The 16,063-nt window shown below is 67.9% G+C and carries 13 protein-coding genes and 1 pseudogene; 9 read left to right on the top strand and 5 right to left on the bottom strand.

Annotated features, from left to right (window positions below):
* The first annotated feature begins 7 nt into the window (after positions 1-7).
* Both pbpC and AC3IFE_RS07005 read left to right on the top strand, forming a co-directional pair.
* Positions 8-2,278, top strand: a complete 2,271-nt coding sequence (gene pbpC, locus AC3IFE_RS07010) for a penicillin-binding protein 1C (RefSeq protein WP_489190010.1) — start codon at positions 8-10, stop codon at positions 2,276-2,278.
* A 123-nt stretch (positions 2,279-2,401) separates the two neighbouring features.
* On the top strand, positions 2,402-3,091 hold the full coding sequence (locus tag AC3IFE_RS07005; protein WP_489190009.1) for a hypothetical protein: 690 nt from the start codon (positions 2,402-2,404) through the stop codon (positions 3,089-3,091).
* A gap of 29 nt (positions 3,092-3,120) precedes the next feature.
* Here AC3IFE_RS07005 and AC3IFE_RS07000 read toward each other — a convergent pair.
* Together AC3IFE_RS07000 and AC3IFE_RS06995 are read right to left on the bottom strand one after the other, a co-directional pair.
* Positions 3,121-3,640 (bottom strand): annotated as a pseudogene (locus AC3IFE_RS07000) (GNAT family N-acetyltransferase).
* 21 nt (positions 3,641-3,661) lie between these two features.
* Positions 3,662-4,909, bottom strand: a complete 1,248-nt coding sequence (locus AC3IFE_RS06995) for a multidrug effflux MFS transporter (RefSeq protein WP_489190008.1) — start codon at positions 4,907-4,909, stop codon at positions 3,662-3,664.
* A gap of 295 nt (positions 4,910-5,204) precedes the next feature.
* On the opposite strand from AC3IFE_RS06995, the gene AC3IFE_RS06990 reads away from it, so the two are divergent.
* On the top strand, positions 5,205-5,747 hold the full coding sequence (locus AC3IFE_RS06990) for a hypothetical protein (protein ID WP_301738338.1): 543 nt from the start codon (positions 5,205-5,207) through the stop codon (positions 5,745-5,747).
* Positions 5,748-5,822: 75 nt separating this feature from the next.
* Here AC3IFE_RS06990 and AC3IFE_RS06985 read toward each other — a convergent pair whose 3' ends face one another.
* Positions 5,823-6,719, bottom strand: a complete 897-nt coding sequence (locus tag AC3IFE_RS06985; RefSeq protein WP_089469970.1) for a glutamate/aspartate ABC transporter substrate-binding protein — start codon at positions 6,717-6,719, stop codon at positions 5,823-5,825.
* A gap of 415 nt (positions 6,720-7,134) precedes the next feature.
* Here AC3IFE_RS06985 and AC3IFE_RS06980 point away from each other — a divergent pair, with 415 nt between their 5' ends.
* Both AC3IFE_RS06980 and mgtA read left to right on the top strand, forming a co-directional pair.
* Positions 7,135-8,796, top strand: a complete 1,662-nt coding sequence (locus AC3IFE_RS06980) for a S8 family peptidase (protein WP_489190007.1) — start codon at positions 7,135-7,137, stop codon at positions 8,794-8,796.
* A 712-nt stretch (positions 8,797-9,508) separates the two neighbouring features.
* Positions 9,509-12,274, top strand: coding sequence for a magnesium-translocating P-type ATPase (gene mgtA / locus AC3IFE_RS06975; protein ID WP_489190006.1), 2,766 nt, complete (start codon positions 9,509-9,511; stop codon positions 12,272-12,274).
* Positions 12,275-12,371: 97 nt separating this feature from the next.
* Here mgtA and AC3IFE_RS06970 read toward each other — a convergent pair whose 3' ends face one another.
* Entirely contained in the window at positions 12,372-12,656 is a 285-nt protein-coding gene (locus AC3IFE_RS06970) for a transcriptional regulator (RefSeq protein ID WP_301738342.1), read from the bottom strand.
* Between the two features lie 71 nt (positions 12,657-12,727).
* The gene (locus tag AC3IFE_RS06965) at positions 12,728-13,603 is read right to left on the bottom strand and encodes a LysR family transcriptional regulator (RefSeq protein ID WP_489190005.1); all 876 of its coding nucleotides are present in this window, start codon (positions 13,601-13,603) and stop codon (positions 12,728-12,730) included.
* Between the two features lie 51 nt (positions 13,604-13,654).
* Between AC3IFE_RS06965 and AC3IFE_RS06960 the strand changes: the two genes are divergently transcribed.
* From AC3IFE_RS06960 to AC3IFE_RS06945, 4 genes are all read left to right on the top strand, one after another.
* The gene (locus AC3IFE_RS06960; protein WP_489190004.1) at positions 13,655-13,933 is read left to right on the top strand and encodes a hypothetical protein; all 279 of its coding nucleotides are present in this window, start codon (positions 13,655-13,657) and stop codon (positions 13,931-13,933) included.
* Positions 13,934-14,132: 199 nt separating this feature from the next.
* The gene (locus AC3IFE_RS06955) at positions 14,133-15,215 is read left to right on the top strand and encodes a serine hydrolase family protein (RefSeq protein WP_489190003.1); all 1,083 of its coding nucleotides are present in this window, start codon (positions 14,133-14,135) and stop codon (positions 15,213-15,215) included.
* A gap of 44 nt (positions 15,216-15,259) precedes the next feature.
* A complete protein-coding gene (locus AC3IFE_RS06950; RefSeq protein ID WP_489190002.1) occupies positions 15,260-15,493 on the top strand; it encodes a DUF7661 family protein in 234 nt (77 codons plus the stop codon).
* Positions 15,494-15,579: 86 nt separating this feature from the next.
* A complete protein-coding gene (locus tag AC3IFE_RS06945; RefSeq protein WP_489190001.1) occupies positions 15,580-16,023 on the top strand; it encodes a MarR family winged helix-turn-helix transcriptional regulator in 444 nt (147 codons plus the stop codon).
* The last annotated feature ends 40 nt before the right edge of the window (positions 16,024-16,063 follow it).

Below are 16,063 nucleotides of genomic sequence, written 5' to 3'. Positions count from 1 at the left end.
GACCGCGATGATCGATCTGGCATTGCCGCGGCCGGCGCGTTTCGCCGGCCGCATCTTCGTCGCCGTGGTGCTGGCCGCGCCGCTCGTCGCGCATGCGCTGCCCGGCTACGACGACGTGCGCCGCAACTGGCGCAGCTCCGACTGGGTGCTGCTCGCGCGCGACGGCACGCCGCTGCAGCGCACGCGTGTGGACCTCACCGAACGGCGCGGCGACTGGGTGTCGCTCGCCGACGTATCGCCCGCGTTCCGCGAGGCGATCGTCGTGTCCGAGGACAAGCGCTTCTACGAACACAGCGGCGTCGACTGGCGCGGGATCGCCGGCGCGGCATGGGGCAACCTGTGGAATGAGCGCACACGCGGCGCGTCGACCGTCACGATGCAGCTCGCGGGCCTGCTCAGCGATTCGCCGCGCCGTTCGGGCCAGCGCTCGCTGCCCCAGAAAGCCACGCAGGCCGTGAACGCGCTGTGGCTCGAACGCAGTTGGCGCAAGGATCAGATCCTCGAGGCGTACCTGAACCTGGTGCCGTTCCGCGGCGAGACGATCGGGCTCGGCTCGCTGTCGCAGGTGCTGTTCGGCAAGGCGCCGTCGGGGCTCGACGCACGCGAGGCCGCCATCGCCGCCGCACTCGTGCGTGCGCCCAACGCGGCCCCGGCGAAGATCGCCGAACGCGCGTGCCGGATCCTGCGCGACATGCAGGCCGCGCAGGCGTGCGCATCGCTCGACGGCTACGTGCAACTCGTCACCGCGCGCCCGGCCAACGCCGTACGCGACGACGGCGCCGCCCTCGCCCCGCATTTCGCGCGGCGCATCGCGGCCGAGGTCAAGCCGGCGGCCGGCGCGCAAGTCCGCACGACGCTCGATGCCCCGCTGCAGCGCTTCGCGCAGGACACGCTGATGCGCGCGCTGACCGAGCTCAATGCGCCCGCGCACCGACGCAACGTGCAGGACGGCGCGGTCGTCGTGATCGACAACGCGACCGGCGAGATCCGCGCGTGGGTCGGCTCGTCGGGGGCGCTGTCGAGCGCGCGCGACGTCGATGCCGTGCTCGCGCCGCGCCAGGCCGGCTCGACGCTCAAGCCGTTCCTCTATGCGCAGGCGCTGGACGAGAAACGGCTGACCGCCGCGTCGCTGCTCGACGATGCGCCGATCAACCTCGCGGCCGGCGGCGGCCTCTATATTCCGCAGAACTACGACAAGGATTTCAAGGGCTGGGTGAGCGTGCGCAGCGCGCTCGGCGGCTCGCTGAACGTGCCGGCCGTGCGCACGCTCGTGCTCGTCACGCCGCACCGCTTCGCGCGCACGCTGACCGCGCTCGGCCTGCCGCTCGCGCAAGAAGGCGATTACTACGGCTTCAGTCTCGCGCTCGGCAGCGCGGACGTCACGCTGCTGTCGCTGACCAACGCATACCGCGCGCTCGCGAACGGCGGCGTCGCACGCAAGGTCGTCGACCTGCCCGCCGCTGCATCGACACCCGCATCCGGCGCATCCGGCGCATCCGGCGCATCCGGCGCATCGGCATCCGCGCGTCCGGACGCCGGTACGCGCGTGTTCAGTGAAGCGGCCAGCTTCATCGTGACCGACATCCTGTCCGACAACAACGCGCGCGTGCGCACCTTCGGCTTCGACAACCCGCTCGCGACGCGCTTCTTCTCCGCGGTCAAGACCGGCACGAGCAAGGACATGCGCGACAACTGGACGATCGGTTTCACGTCGCGCTATACGGTCGGCGTGTGGGTCGGCAATGCGGACGGTTCGCCGATGTGGGACGTGTCGGGCGTCACGGGCGCGTCGCCCGTGTGGTCGGCCGTCGTCGGCTACCTGCACCGCGATCTGCCGAGCCGTGCGCCGCGCGCGCCGGCCGGCGTCGAGACGCGCCGCATCGCGTTCGAGCGCGATATCGAGCCGGCCCGCAACGAGTGGTTCATCGCGGGCACGGCGGTCGACACGATCCGGCTCGCGGCGCCGGTCACGCCCGGCAAGGACGCGGCGCGCGCGCCGCTGACGATCGGCGCGCCGACCGACGGCACGATCTTCGCGATCGACCCGGACATTCCGCCGAAAAACCAGCGGATCTGGTTCGAACGCTCGGCCGGGCGGGCAACGAAGTTCGCGTGGCGGCTCGACGACAAGGTGATCGGCCACGCCGATCGCGTCGCGTGGCTGCCGTGGCCGGGCCGGCACCGGCTCGAACTCGTCGACGCGCGCGGCAACGTCGCGGATGCGATCGGCTTCGAGGTGCGCGGCGCGTTCGCGAAGCCGGCCACGCGCAAGCCTTGAACCGGTGAGCCGGCCTTATTGGCCGGCCGTATTCGCTTTCCCCGGATCACGACATAGAATGACAACAGCGCCGCATTCCCCCACGCGCACCGGTTGCCTCATTCTCTCGGATTGCCCGCGACCATGAACATTCGCCTTACGCGCTTCACCCGCCCCGCGCTGGGCGCGTTGTGCGCTGCAACGCTCGCCGCCCTCCAGGCCTGCAACGGCGATGCCTGCTTCGGCGTCGACGCGTGCTTCAACGACAACACGCAAACCGTCTCGCTGTCGGGCACGGCCGCGACGGGCGACGCGCTCGCGAGCGCGCAAGTCACGGTCAATTGCGCGGCGGGCTCGGCAACGACGCTGACGGACGGAGGCGGCGACTACCATGTGACGCTCGACGCGGCGCTGCCATGCGTGATCACCGTGGCGTCGGGCGGCGCGAGCCTGCATTCGCTCGCCTACGCGGGCGGCACCTTCAACACGACGCCCGAGACCGAGCTGATGCTCGTCTATCTCGCGGCGCAACTCGGAACGAACACGGCCGGGCTGATCGGTAATTTCCAGGGCACCCTGCGCTACCAGCCGGCGATGAACAGCCCCGACACCGTGCAGGCCGCGCAATCGGCCGTGGTGACGAACCTGCAACAGCGCTATGCGGTCACGCTCGCCGCGCCGGCGTTCCTGACCACGTCGTTCGTGGTCGGGCAGCCGGGCGTCGACAGCGATCTCGTCGCGCTGGCCAAGGCCGGAGCGATCGCCCCGAACGGACTGCCGGATCCGGCGGCCGTGTCGCTGTTGCAGCAGGCCGGGGCCGCCCATCCGCTGTAAGCGCCGCGAGGCGGGACGAGAATCGACCGTCAGGCGCCGGCTTCGTGCGCGTCGTCGGCCAGCAACGCCCAACGCTCGTGGTCGCGCCATTCGCCGCCGATGCGCAGATAGCGCGGCGAAAATCCCTCTTGCCTGAACCCGAGCCGTCGAACCAGCGCGATCGACGCATGGTTGCCGGGCTGGATATTCGCTTCGAGCCGGTGCAGCCCGAGTTCGCCGAACGCGACGTCGATCGCCGCGCGCAGCGCATCCGTCATCAGCCCCTTGCGGCTGAAATCCGCCATTCCGTAGTACGCAAGATAAGCGCTCTGGAACACGCCGCCGACGATCTCGTTGAGGTTCACCACGCCGACCACCGCGCCTGACGCCCGCGCGCGCGACAAACCCGACGTTCGGCCCCGTCAGGCAGCGGGCGAACCATTGATCGAACCCGGCCTGGTCGATGAACGAATCGACCCACGGCAGATGATGGCTCCGGCTCGCGCGGTTCGCGGCGATCAGATCGGCGGCGTCGGACCGGGCGACGCGATTCAGCAGGATCCGGTTCATGAGTCGATCGCGAGCCGGCGCTTACGCCGCCTCCCCGCTTCCGCACACCACCGTCGCCGCCTGCTGCTGCGACAGATACCGCAGCAGCTTCGTCACCATCCACACGACGATGAACGACAACGCGACGAAGAACACCGCGAGCGGCGTCAGCACGTGAATCGACACGAACCCTGCCAGCCCCATCATCGCGGACGACACGAGCAGCAGCGCACAGCCGAGAATCGCGCTCGTCAGGCCGGCGATATGCGGAAACAGCGAATTGCCCTTGGCCATCAGCGTCGGATACATCGCACCCGCGCAGAAGCCCATCACGAGCACCGGCGTCGCAAGCGTCCACACACGCAGGCCGACGGTCAGCGCCAGCACCAGCATCGCGATCGACGCGCCCGCCATCGCGCGCGCGCCGATACGCAGCCGTTGCTCGGCGCTCGGCAGCCCGCGGCCGTGAATCCGGTTCGACAGGCCGCCGAGGAAATACATGAGGCCGATGCCGAGCGCGAGATAACCGAAGAAGGTCGGCGGCTTGTGCAGCGTGGTCTGCACCATGAACGGGCCGACGATGTTGAACACCAGCAGGATGCTGTAGCAGAGCCCCTGGGCGAGGAAACAGCTCTGGAACACCGGGCTCGCCAGCACCTTGCCCGCGTTCGTCATCAGCGTGCGCGGCTCGAGATGCACGGGCTTCGGCAAGGTTTCGCGGTAGCGCCACAGCAGCGCCCACATCGCCAGCGAGTAGACCAGCAGGAACACGAGGCACGCGCGCCAGCCGAACCATTCCTGCAGGTGCGCGCCGATCACCGGCGCGATGATCGGCGCCAGCCCCCACGCGATCGACATGTACGTGAACGCGTGCATCAACGCCTGGCCGGAGAACGAATCGGTGATGATCGCCTTCGCCAGCAGGTTGGTGGTCGCGATCCCGAAGCCCTGCAGGCAGCGCGCGAGCACGAACGTTTCCAGGTTCGGCGCGCCGAGCGACAGCAGGCAGCCGATCGTGTAGATCACGAGCCCGAACGCGAGCACGCGCTTGCGTCCGTAGGCGTCGGCGATCGGACCGAAGATCAGTTGGCCGAGCGCGTAGGCCGCCATGTAGCCGGACACGCTCGACTGGATCGCCTGCGGCGTGGTCGCGAACGAGCGGGCCATGTCGGGCAGCGCGGGCACATAGATATCGATCGCGAGCTGGCCGGCGGATGCGAACAGGCAGATCAGGAACAGCAGGAAGCGCGGCGAATTGGACTCGCGCGCGGGCGTGGGCGTGGCGTTCATGAAGACTGGGAAGGAGGTCGGGCAGCAGGCCGCACCATCAATGTTCGAATGCCGAACATGCGTGCGATCGTGGCGAATTCCGTATTGTGCCCGTTGTTGCACCGGGCGACAGGATTCCCCTGGCACGGGCGAGGTTGAATGCCGATGGCGGCACGTCCTGAAATCTGCTGATCGGGCCGGCCGGCGGCAATTTTAATGTTGATTTAAGCCGACGGTCGCATTGTCCCGGATGGCTCACTTCGTGAGCCGTACGTCATTGTTGATTCGATCAGTCTCGTTTGATGGAGATACGAAGATGCGATTCCGTTCGTATATGGCGGCGGGTGCGCTGGCGCTGGTGCCCGTGTTCGCGCTGGCCGGGCAGGCCGGCGCGGCGGCGGCCGCCCACCCGATGTTCGTCAACGTCGACGGGCAAGCCGTGCCCGTGAAAGCCGAAACGCGCGTCGTCCAGACGGCCGTCGGCCCGATGAAGGTCAGCACGTGGAGCTGGAGTAGCCCGCAAGGCGGCGCGAGCTTCGAGATGCAGACGTCGTCGTCGGGCGGCGTGCCGCCCGCGGCGGCGTTGCGGCAAATACAGGCCGCGCAGTACCGGATGCAGGCGGCGCAGGCGCAGATGGTCGCGATGCAGCAGCAGATGATGGCGCTGCAGCACATCGCGCTCGCCAACGCGTTCGCAATGCCGATGCCGCAGCCCGTCGGGTTCGCGATACCGGCGTGGGCCGCGCCCCAACCGGTGCTCGTCATCGTCCCGGCCCAGCCGCCGATGCCGTCGGTGGCCCCCGCAAGGCCGGCCGCACCGGCCGCACCCACCGCACGCGGCCCGGAAATCAAGGCCTGACGCGCTTCGCGCCGCTCGGCGCCCTGCGCTCGAACCGCCGGCACGCGCCGGCGGTTTTTCATTGCGACGGCCGAATCAGTACTGCGCCTGATCCGTCGGATTCTTGAACAACTGCTTCATCTCAGCCGACAGCGGATAGTTGAGGCTCACGCCCTTCGGCGGAATCGGCTGCATGAACCACCGGTCGTACAGCTTCTCGGCCGCGCCCGACGTTTGCATCTTCGCGATCACGCCGTCGACGACACGCTTGAACGCCGGATCGTCCCTGCGCATCATGCACGCGTAGTTCTCGTGAACGAGCGGCGTGCCCGCGACCGTATACGCAGCGGGGTTGCGGTCCTTCGCGATCTCGCCGTACAGCAGCGGCTCGTCCATCACGAACGCGACCGCGCGCCCGGTCGTGACGTTCATGAACGCTTCGGCATGATCCTTCGCGCTGATGATCGTCATGTTCATCGCCTTCTCTTCGTTGAGCTTGCGCAACAGGCGCTCGTCCGACGTGCCGGCCGTCGTCGCGACCGTCTTGCCGGCCAGGTCCGCGAAGTCCTTCACGCCCGAATCCTTGCGCGTGCTGAAGCGGATGCCATACAAAAAGATACTGTTCGAGAACGCGGCCTGCTTTTGCCGTTCGAGCGTATTCGTCGTCGAGCCGCATTCGAAGTCGATCGTCCCGTTCTGCAGCAGCGGAATCCGGTTCTGCGACGTGATCGGGATCTCCTTCACCGCGAGGTTCGGCAGGTTCAGATCCGTCTTCAACTGGTCGATGATGCGCGACGCGATGTCCCGCGAATAGCCGATGTTCTTCTGCTGGTTGTCCGAATACGAGAACGGCACCGACGACTCGCGAATGCCCAGCGACACGACGCCCGTGTCCTTGATCTTCTTCAGCGTACCGGTAAGGGCCTGCGCGTGGGCGGCGCCCGCCAGCGCGCAGGTGAGCGCAACGGCCAGCCAACGAAAGCGGCGATCCATGCTTTTCTCCTGACGAAACGTTGATCGAATCGCGATCGTACGCCCGAAAAAATTCGCGCCGCATCGGGGAAACCGTCAAGCCTTCCGTCGCGCGCCTTCATCGGGAGAAATCGTTTCCGCGTCGCGCAAAAGCGCCTGCGCCGCACGTTTCGTCGGATCGACCGCCCGCATTCTTGCACTCCATGAACATATCACCCGTTCCAAACGCGCGTTCATGCTGCAAGACAGCATCGCAATCGTTTGCGTCCCACCCATTTTTCACACACAACATATTCAAGAAGCCGCCTCATTAGCCGTTACCCAATGCATGGCGCGTCGCAGCAGCCGGCGGGCGCCGACAAAAACAAGGTCCGGTTTGCGCCGGACCATGCACCACCACCGGCACGACGGTTATCTACGAGGATCGACTTTCGACATGAAAGCCAAACGCTTCAATTTCGCGCTGGCCCGTTCGGCCCATGCGCGCATGCTCGCTGGCATGCTGTCCGCCGCCGCCCTCCTGCCCCTCGCCGGTTGCGGCGGAGGCGGCGGCGACGGCAGCAACCCGTCTTCGTCCAACGCTTCACCCGCACCGACACCGACGCCCGCACCGGCACCCACTCCCGCGCCCGCCCCCACCACCCCGCCCACATCGTCCGGCGGCAATGCGTGCACGTCGCAGCAGGCCGCCGTGCAGATGGCCGCGCAGACCGCACCGGCCGAGCCGCCGGTCGATCACCTCATCGTCAAGCTGAAAACGCTGACGGCCACGCGCGCGATGGCGACCATCGACAACGGCTCGCGACTCGATGCGGTGATCCAGCGCGCGATGACGCGCTGGACGGCGCCCGTGACCGGCAACGCGCGCGCGTACGCGAGCACGGTCGCGCAAACACCGGTGAACGTGCAGGTCGAGCGCACGATCTCGAATGGCGCGGCCGTGCTGTCGCTCGGCCAGCGCATGGACGCCACCGATGCCGCCGCGCTCGCGCAGGCGTTCGCGGCGGACAGCGATGTCGACTACGCGGAACCGGATCACCCGATGCAGATCCGCGACACGCCGAGCGACCCGCTCTACAACCAGCAGTGGAACCTGTCCGACCCGGCCGCCGGCATCGACATGCCGCCGGCGTGGAACGTGACCAAGGGCTCGCCGACCGTCGTCACCGCCGTGCTGGATACCGGCTACCGGCCGCACGGCGACCTCGTCGGCAACCTGCTGTCCGGCTACAGCTTCATCAGCAACGTCAACACCAGCAACAACGGCTTGACGCGCGGCCCGGACGCCACCGATCCGGGCGACTGGGTCACGCAGCAGGAACTCGACAACGTCAACGGCCCGTACTATCACTGCGCAAGCCAGCCCAGCAACAGCAGCTGGCACGGCACGCGCGTGATGGGCGTGATCGGCGCGACCGCCAACAACGGCACGGGCGTCGCCGGCGTATCGTGGCTCGGCCAGATCCTGCCCGTGCGCGTACTCGGCAAGTGCGGCGGCGTGACGAGCGACATCGCGGACGGCATGCGCTGGGCAGCCGGCATTCCCGTCAACGGCGTACCGACGAACCCGCGGCCGGCGAAGATCATCAACCTGAGCCTCGGCGGCGTCGGCGCATGCAGCACGACGTTCCAGCAGGCGATCGACGACGTGACCGCGAAGGGCGTGACCGTGGTCGTCGCGGCCGGCAACGACGGCCTGTCGACCGGGCTCGACCAGCCCGCGAACTGCCGCGGCGTGATCACCGTCGGTGCGACCGACGCGACGGGCCGACGCGCGTCGTTCAGCAACTTCGGCGCCGACGTCGCGCTGAGCGCGCCGGGCGTCAACATCCTGTCGACGTCGAACACCGGCACGACGACGCCGGGCTCGGACACCTACGGCCCCGCGAACGGCACCAGCCTCGCGGCGCCGCAGGTGACGGGGGTCGCCGCGCTGATGCTGTCGGTGAACGGCAACCTCACGCCCGCGCAGATCCTGCAGAAGCTGCAAGGCGGCACGCGCGCGGCGAAGCTCGCGGCCGGCACGTCGTGCACCGCGCTGCCGGCGGGCTCGGGCATCCTCGACGCAGGGGCCGCCGTCGCGACCGCGAACCAGTAACCGCACCCCGTTCGACGCGGCCGCGCGCATGCCGACAAGGTGTGCGCGCGGCTGTTTCATTGCGGGTTGTCGGGGGCGCTTGCGAACGCGCACCGGCCCGATCAAGCATCTCGAAATAACGCCCGACAAAAGGGTTGACGCTTCGCACAGCGGGCCATTACCATCGCCCCCGTCTAGTTACATGGAGTGTTCTGTGAACACCGATGCGAGTTGTAGTTGGTATCCGGCCAACTTGACTGCTGCCTGAGGAAAACGCGCAGAGCCTCGTCTTCTGCCGCATCCCGGGAAGCAGGATGCGGCGCCCTTCCGGCCTGACCACGGGCCAGATCTCCCGCCGAATTTTCGATGTTGTCGAATGCACGCGACGCACCGTCGCGCGTGTGCGTTCGCGTTGCGGGCGGCGCCGGCCGCGTGCGCTCTCCGTTCGCGTGCCGTCCGGCCGCGCGCCTCGTTGCGCGCCGTTGCCGATCGCCCGTGCCGACTATCCTCAACCGACAGGAGTGCAGATGAACTCGGACGACAGTAGTCGATTACCGCTCGCCGGTGCGACGCTGCGCATCGACACGCCGTCCGCATCCTGCGCGCCGGCGAGCGTTCCCGCCTTTACCGATCCACAGCCGATCGCGCCTGACGCGACGCGGCGGGGAGCGCTCGCGCGTCGATACCGTCGCGGCCGCTCCCCGCCCGCCGCCTCATGCGCTAGGAGCGACTCATGACGACACGACACAACACCTCTCACAAGAAACAACGCGGCTTCATCAAGGCCGGCGCCGGCCAGCAGACCGACCCGCGCATCATGCGCGTCGCGCAGGAAGCGGCCCGCCCGCTCGACGACACGCTGAAGTCGCTGCGCACCAGCACGCGCGGCCTCACCTACGACCAGGCCGCCGACCGCCTGCAGCATGACGGCCCGAACGAAATCGCGCACGACAAGCCGCCGCACTGGACCCGCCAGTTGCTGCTCTCGTTCCACAACCCGTTCGTCTACGTGCTGCTGGTGCTGGCCGCCATCAGCTTCTGCACCGACGTCTATTTCGCGGCGCCCGACGATCGCGATTACGTCGGCATGACGATCCTGCTGACGATGGTCACGATCAGCGCGCTGCTGCGCTTCGTGCAGGAATTCCGTTCGCTGCGCGCGGCCGAGAAGCTCAAGGCGATGGTGCGCACGACGGCGACCGTGCAGCGCGCGGTGACCGATTCGTTGGAACCGACGCGCCGCGAGGTGCCGATGCGCGAAGTGGTGACCGGCGACATCGTGCATCTTTCGGCCGGCGACATGATCCCCGCCGACGTGCGGCTGCTCGCGTCGCGCAACCTGTTCATCAGCCAGGCCGTGCTGACCGGCGAGGCGCTGCCCGTCGAGAAGTACGACACGCTCGGCGCGGTGGCCGGCAAATCCGCGAGCACGCGCGCGGCCGGCGCGGCCAACGACGCACCGGCGTCGCTGCTCGATCTCGAGAACGTCTGCTTCATGGGCACCAACGTCGTCAGCGGCACGGCGACGGCCGTCGTCGTCGCGACCGGCGAAGACACGTACTTCGGCTCGCTCGCGCGCAACGTCGTGAGCCACAAGCGCATCGAGACGAGCTTCGACCGCGGCGTCGCGAGCGTGAGCTGGCTGCTGATCAAGTTCATGTTCGTGATGGTGCCGATCGTGTTCATGATCAACGGCCTGACCAAGGGCGACTGGTTGAGCGCCCTCACGTTCGCGCTCGCGGTGGCCGTGGGCCTCACGCCCGAGATGCTGCCGATGATCGTCAGCGCGAATCTCGCGCGCGGCGCGGTCGCGATGGCGCGCCGCAAGGTCGTCGTCAAGCGGCTGAACTCGGTGCAGAACTTCGGCGCGATGGACGTGCTGTGCACCGACAAGACCGGCACGCTCACGCAGGACAGGATCATCCTCGAACATCACCTCGACCTGTCCGGCCGCAAGAACGAGGACATCCTGCGGCTCGGCTGGCTGAACAGCGTCCACCAGAGCGGCCAGAAGAACCTGATCGACATCGCGGTCGTCGCGCGCGCCGACGAGATCGGCGAACGCGTGAAGCCGCAGGGCTACAAGAAGATCGACGAGCTGCCGTTCGACTTCGTGCGGCGCCGCCTGTCGGTCGTCGTCGAGGATACGCGCGGCACGCACCTGCTGATCTGCAAGGGCGCGGTCGAGGAAATGCTGGCGGTGTCCACGCACGTGCAGGATGAGGACGGCGTGCGCCCGCTCGACTTCGTGGCCCGCAAGCGGCTGCTCGAACAGGCCATCGCGTACAACGAGGACGGCTTCCGCGTGCTCGTGCTCGCGACGCGAACGATTCCGCGCGGCGACGAACGCGCGCAATACCGCACCGCCGACGAGCGCGACCTCGTCGTGCGCGGCTTCCTGACCTTCCTCGATCCGCCGAAGGAATCGGCCGCACCGGCACTCGCCGCGCTGCGCGAGAACGGCGTCGCGGTGAAGGTGCTGACGGGCGACAATCCGACCGTCACGATGAAGGTATGCCGCCAGGTCGGCCTCGAACCCGGTAAGCCGATGCTCGGCACGGAGATCGAAGCGCTCGACGATGCAACCCTCGCGCAGGTGGTCGAACGCACGACCGTGTTCGCGAAGCTCACGCCGCTGCAGAAGGCGCGCATCGTCAAGGCGCTGCAGGCGAACGGCCACACGGTGGGCTTCCTCGGCGACGGCATCAACGACGCACCCGCGCTGCGCGACGCCGACGTCGGCATCTCGGTCGACAGCGGCGCCGACATCGCGAAGGAAACCGCCGACATCATCCTGCTCGAGAAGAGCCTGATGGTGCTCGAGGAAGGCGTGATCAAGGGTCGCGAGACGTTCGGCAACATCCTGAAATACCTGAACATGACGGCCAGCTCGAACTTCGGCAACGTGTTCTCGGTGCTCGTCGCCAGCGCATTCCTGCCGTGGGAGCCGATGCTCGCGACGCAGTTGCTCGTGCTGAACCTGATCTACGACACGTCGCAGATGCTGCTGCCGTGGGACAAGATGGACCGCGAGTTCCTGAAGAAGCCGCGCAAGTGGGAAGCCGGCAACATCGGCCGCTTCATGCTGTGGGTCGGGCCGACGTCGTCGGTATTCGACATCACGACGTACATCCTGATGTGGACCGTGTTCGGGGCGGGCGCGCTCTATCACCTGAACGGCGGCGCGAGCGGCCAGATCGTGATGAATTCGGGCTGGTTCATCGAGAGCCTCGTGTCGCAGACGCTCGTCGTGCACCTGCTGCGCACGCAGAAGATCCCGTTCCTGCAGAGCACGGCGTCGCTGCCGGTGCTGCTGTCGACCTTCACCGCGATCGCGATCGGCTGCTGGCTGCCGTTCTCGCCGTTCGCGGAATCGATCGGCTTCATGCACCTGCCGGGCACCTACTGGCTATGGCTCGCCGCGACGATGGTCGGCTACATCGTGCTCGCGCAGATCGTCAAGACGATCTACGTGCGCCGGTACAAGCAGTGGTTCTGATGGTGCGCCGATGACGACGTGCCGGCCCGTGCGCCACCCGCGCGGGCCGAACGTCGTTCGGTAATGTACGGGCCGCATCCGCGGCCCGTTTTTTCATTCATTGCGCGTCGTTCGCGCCGAACAGTTGCGCGCACACCGCGCGCCCTTCGTCGGTCAGGGCGGCGCTGCCGGTACCGTCCTCGTTCAGCGTCGTCGCGCTCAGGCCCGCGGCGTCCAACTGCGTCAGCACGCGCCGCAGCGTGCTCATCGGCAGTTGCGTGCGCTTCGCGATCTTCGGCAGCGACCACGCCTTGCCGGCCGGATCGCTCGCGGCTTCGTTCAGCGTCGCGAGCGTGGCGACGAGCGCGGGATCGAGCGGGGATTCGTCGGAGTCTGAAGTCATCGGTTCGGGTTCGTCGGCCGGCGTCGGGCCGGCATGCATGGAGACAACCATCGCGGACACTATACGCCGCGTCACGCGCCCTTGAGCGCGGCGCGCATGAACGACACGAAACGCGTGGTGACCGGATCGTCGCGTTCGGACCGCCATCCGAGCCCCACGCGCCACTTCGCGTCCCGGCCGTCGAGCGGCAGCACCGTCGCATCGCGCAGCAGGTACCGCGCGCTCGACGGAATGAACGCGACGCCGACGCCGGCCGCGACCGACGTCAGCACCGACTGCACGTCCTCCGCCTGCTGCATCACGTGCGGCACGAAGCGGCGCTCGACGCACCACCGGTCGATCTGCGCGGCCAGCCCCGGGCCGCGCGCACGCTGCAGCGCGATGAAGCCGATCTCGTTGAGCACGTCGAGGTTGGCCGGCACGCGCTTGAAGCCCAGATGCGGCGGCACCGCGAGCGCGAGCGCTTCGTCGGTCACCTTGAACGACGACAAGCCTTCGTCGGCAGGCAGGCGCAGGAAACCGGCGTCGAGCTTGCCGGCGTGCAGCCGGCGCGTCTGTTCGGACGACGACAGGTCGCTCAGCGTCACCGCGATACCCGGATTGCGGCGACGAAATTCGGCGATCAGTTTCGGCACGAGCGTGAGCACGGACAGGCAGATGCCGAGCCGCAAATGCCCGCGCTGGCCGCTGGTCGCTTCCCGCGCACGGGCCAGGATTTCGTCGGCATCGCGCACGAGCGCCTGCGCGTCGGGCAGGAAGCGTTCGCCGAACGGCGTCAGTTCCGCGCCATGCCGGCCGCGCTCGAACAGCTTGCCGCCGAGGCTCGCCTCGAGCGCGCCGATCTGCTTGCTGAGCGCAGGCTGGCTCATGTGCAGCGCATCGGCCGCACGGCTGAAATGGCACAGCTCGGTCACCGTCAGGAACGTGCGAAGCAGTTTCAGTTCCATTCTTTTAAGGAATCTGAGTGATCGAAAGATTCATTTTACCGATCGAATGCGATGGCGTTCAATACGGACATGCCCTTCCCGGAACTCACTTCCATGTCCCTCGATCCAGCGGCCGACTGCGTGGCCAAGCCATCATCCGACGTCGCGACTGCAAGCGAATGCGCGGCAGCCACCGATGCGCGCGCACCGAAGCGTCGCGCCGAACGCACGGACGGGCGCAGCCGCCGCTTCCGCTTCGGCGATGCGCTGGAAGACGCGCCGCCGCGCGCGGTGACGGGTTCGATCGCGATCAGTTTCGCGGTCGTGTCGCGGCGGAACTGGCCACGCTGAACCGCGTATCTGCCCGCCTTGCATGCCACCGCGCACCGCTTGCCCGGCAGCGCGAAAACGACCGGAATCCGCCCGCATGAAGCGTCATTGCGCGTCATCCCATCGTCATCGCCGCGCGATCGACCGTATAATTTCCCGCACCCGCTGACCGCCCATGCATTCCGCGCAGCCGCATCGCGCGTGAAAAGGAGACTTTCGCTTGACCGGCCTCATCGCGCACCTGCCTCGCGCCCGGACCACCCTGATCCTCGCCCTGTCGTTCCTGCTGCTCGCATTCGCCGCGCATGCGTCCGCGCAACGCGTGCAGCCGCATCGCACCGCCCATGCGCAGCCGCATGCCCATACGAAGGCCGTCAAGAAGACAGCCCATCGCAAGAAAAAGGCCATCAAGCACCGCCGCTCGCGCGTGACGCATCAAGCGGCCAAACGCCACGCGGCACCCGCACCGCAGCAGCGGCGCGCGAAACGCACGACCGCCGTGCGACCGCGCCCGCCCGCGAAACCGAAATTGCTCGCCAGTTGCGGCTATACGCCGCGCGCGGTCGCGTCGCTGCATTCACGCGCGGCCTACGTGCTCGACGTCGATTCCGGCACCCCACTGCTCGCGCGCAACGCACGCACCGTACGGCCGATCGCATCGATCTCGAAACTGATGACGGCGGTCGTCGCGCGCGACGCCGATCGTCCGCTGAACGGCGTGCTGCGCGTGACCGCGCGCGACCGCGACACGATCAAGTTCACCGGTTCGCGCCTGCAGGTCGGCTCGGAACTGTCGCGCCGCGACATGTTCCATATCGCGCTGATGTCGTCGGAGAACCGCGCGGCCGCCGCGCTGAGCCGCGACTATCCGGGCGGGCGCGCCGCGTTCGTGAAGGCGATGAACCGCGAAGCACGCCGGCTCGGCATGCGGCAAACGCACTTCCGCGAGCCGACCGGCCTGTCGCCGCACAACGTGTCGACGGCAGAAGACCTCGCGCGGCTCGTCGGCGCGGCCGCGCAGGATCCGCTGATCCGCTATTTCTCGACCGATCTGTCGACCACCGTGCGCCCCGGCGACGGGGAGCTCGTGTACGTGAACTCCGACCCGCTCGTGCGCTACCGCCGCCTGCCGATCCGGCTGCAGAAAACTGGCTTCATCAACGAATCGGGGCATGGCGTCGTGATGCGTATGCGCGTGAAAGGCCGCCGCGAGACGGTCGTGCTGCTCGGCGCACCGACGCGTGCCGGCGTATCCGGCGACGCAATCAACATCCATCGCTGGCTGTCCTGTTCGATCCGGTAAGCGCACACGGGCAGCCGGCGCGTTCACGCCACGGGAGCGACGCGATGCAGCACGAATACCGCTTCAACGCCTTCGGCCGGCTGCTCGCCGTCGTGCGCACGGACGGCCGCTGGGCCGTGTTCGATCTCGGCGCCGAAGGCAAACGGCGCCCGGCCAATCTGCAGATTCCATCCGCGCTCGCCGCGGACGAACTCGGCCAGTACCTCGGCGATCTGCTGCACGAAAACGCGACCCCGCGCTACAGCGAAGTCGTACCGGTCGCGCATCGACGCGCGTAATCGCGCGCCGGACGGCGCCGTCAGGCCGGCGATCAATTCGACAGTCAAACTTGCAAGTTTAGCTGTCGTGTTCTAAGATTCGCCGCATGAACCCGCCACGCAAACCCGGCGTTTCCGCCGAAACCGTCGCCGCCGACCTGACCCTCGCGGTCGGCCAGCTCATCCGTCGGCTGCGCTCCGAGATCGATTCCGGTGGGCTCGGCATGTCGCAGACGAGCGCGCTCGCGCGGCTCGATCGGCACGGGCCGATGACGACCGCCGATCTCGCTCGCGCCGAAGCGATGAAGCCGCAGTCGATGAAGGCGATCCTCGCGAGCCTCGAGGAAGACGCGCTCGTCGAGCGCGAACCGCATCCGACCGACGGCCGCCAGATCCTGTTCAAGCTCACCGCCGCCGGCGTCGACGCGCGGCGCAAGCGCAACGCCGCGAAACACAAGTGGCTCGGCGCGGCGATCGGACAACTCGATCCGGACGACATCGACACGCTTGCCGCGGCCATCCCACTGATCCGCCGCATCGGCGAGCAATAAACCCGGCCGGTGCGCCGCGCGGCATGCGCGCGGCCGGCTT

The sequence above is a fragment of the Burkholderia sp. APQ4-4ca genome (assembly GCF_057837105.1).
Note: the sequence above shows the minus strand (reverse complement) of the source record. Positions and strands in the feature narration are given on the sequence as shown.

What these genes read in the sequence shown, in the direction of transcription:
- pbpC (WP_489190010.1), top strand. Translation starts at nt 8, where the DNA reads ATGATCGATCTGGCATTGCCGCGGCCGGCGCGTTTCGCCGGCCGCATC.
- AC3IFE_RS07005 (WP_489190009.1), top strand. Translation starts at nt 2,402, where the DNA reads ATGAACATTCGCCTTACGCGCTTCACCCGCCCCGCGCTGGGCGCGTTG.
- AC3IFE_RS06995 (WP_489190008.1), bottom strand. Translation starts at nt 4,909, where the DNA reads ATGAACGCCACGCCCACGCCCGCGCGCGAGTCCAATTCGCCGCGCTTC.
- AC3IFE_RS06990 (WP_301738338.1), top strand. Translation starts at nt 5,205, where the DNA reads ATGCGATTCCGTTCGTATATGGCGGCGGGTGCGCTGGCGCTGGTGCCC.
- AC3IFE_RS06985 (WP_089469970.1), bottom strand. Translation starts at nt 6,719, where the DNA reads ATGGATCGCCGCTTTCGTTGGCTGGCCGTTGCGCTCACCTGCGCGCTG.
- AC3IFE_RS06980 (WP_489190007.1), top strand. Translation starts at nt 7,135, where the DNA reads ATGAAAGCCAAACGCTTCAATTTCGCGCTGGCCCGTTCGGCCCATGCG.
- mgtA (WP_489190006.1), top strand. Translation starts at nt 9,509, where the DNA reads ATGACGACACGACACAACACCTCTCACAAGAAACAACGCGGCTTCATC.
- AC3IFE_RS06970 (WP_301738342.1), bottom strand. Translation starts at nt 12,656, where the DNA reads ATGACTTCAGACTCCGACGAATCCCCGCTCGATCCCGCGCTCGTCGCC.
- AC3IFE_RS06965 (WP_489190005.1), bottom strand. Translation starts at nt 13,603, where the DNA reads ATGGAACTGAAACTGCTTCGCACGTTCCTGACGGTGACCGAGCTGTGC.
- AC3IFE_RS06960 (WP_489190004.1), top strand. Translation starts at nt 13,655, where the DNA reads ATGGCGTTCAATACGGACATGCCCTTCCCGGAACTCACTTCCATGTCC.
- AC3IFE_RS06950 (WP_489190002.1), top strand. Translation starts at nt 15,260, where the DNA reads ATGCAGCACGAATACCGCTTCAACGCCTTCGGCCGGCTGCTCGCCGTC.
- AC3IFE_RS06945 (WP_489190001.1), top strand. Translation starts at nt 15,580, where the DNA reads ATGAACCCGCCACGCAAACCCGGCGTTTCCGCCGAAACCGTCGCCGCC.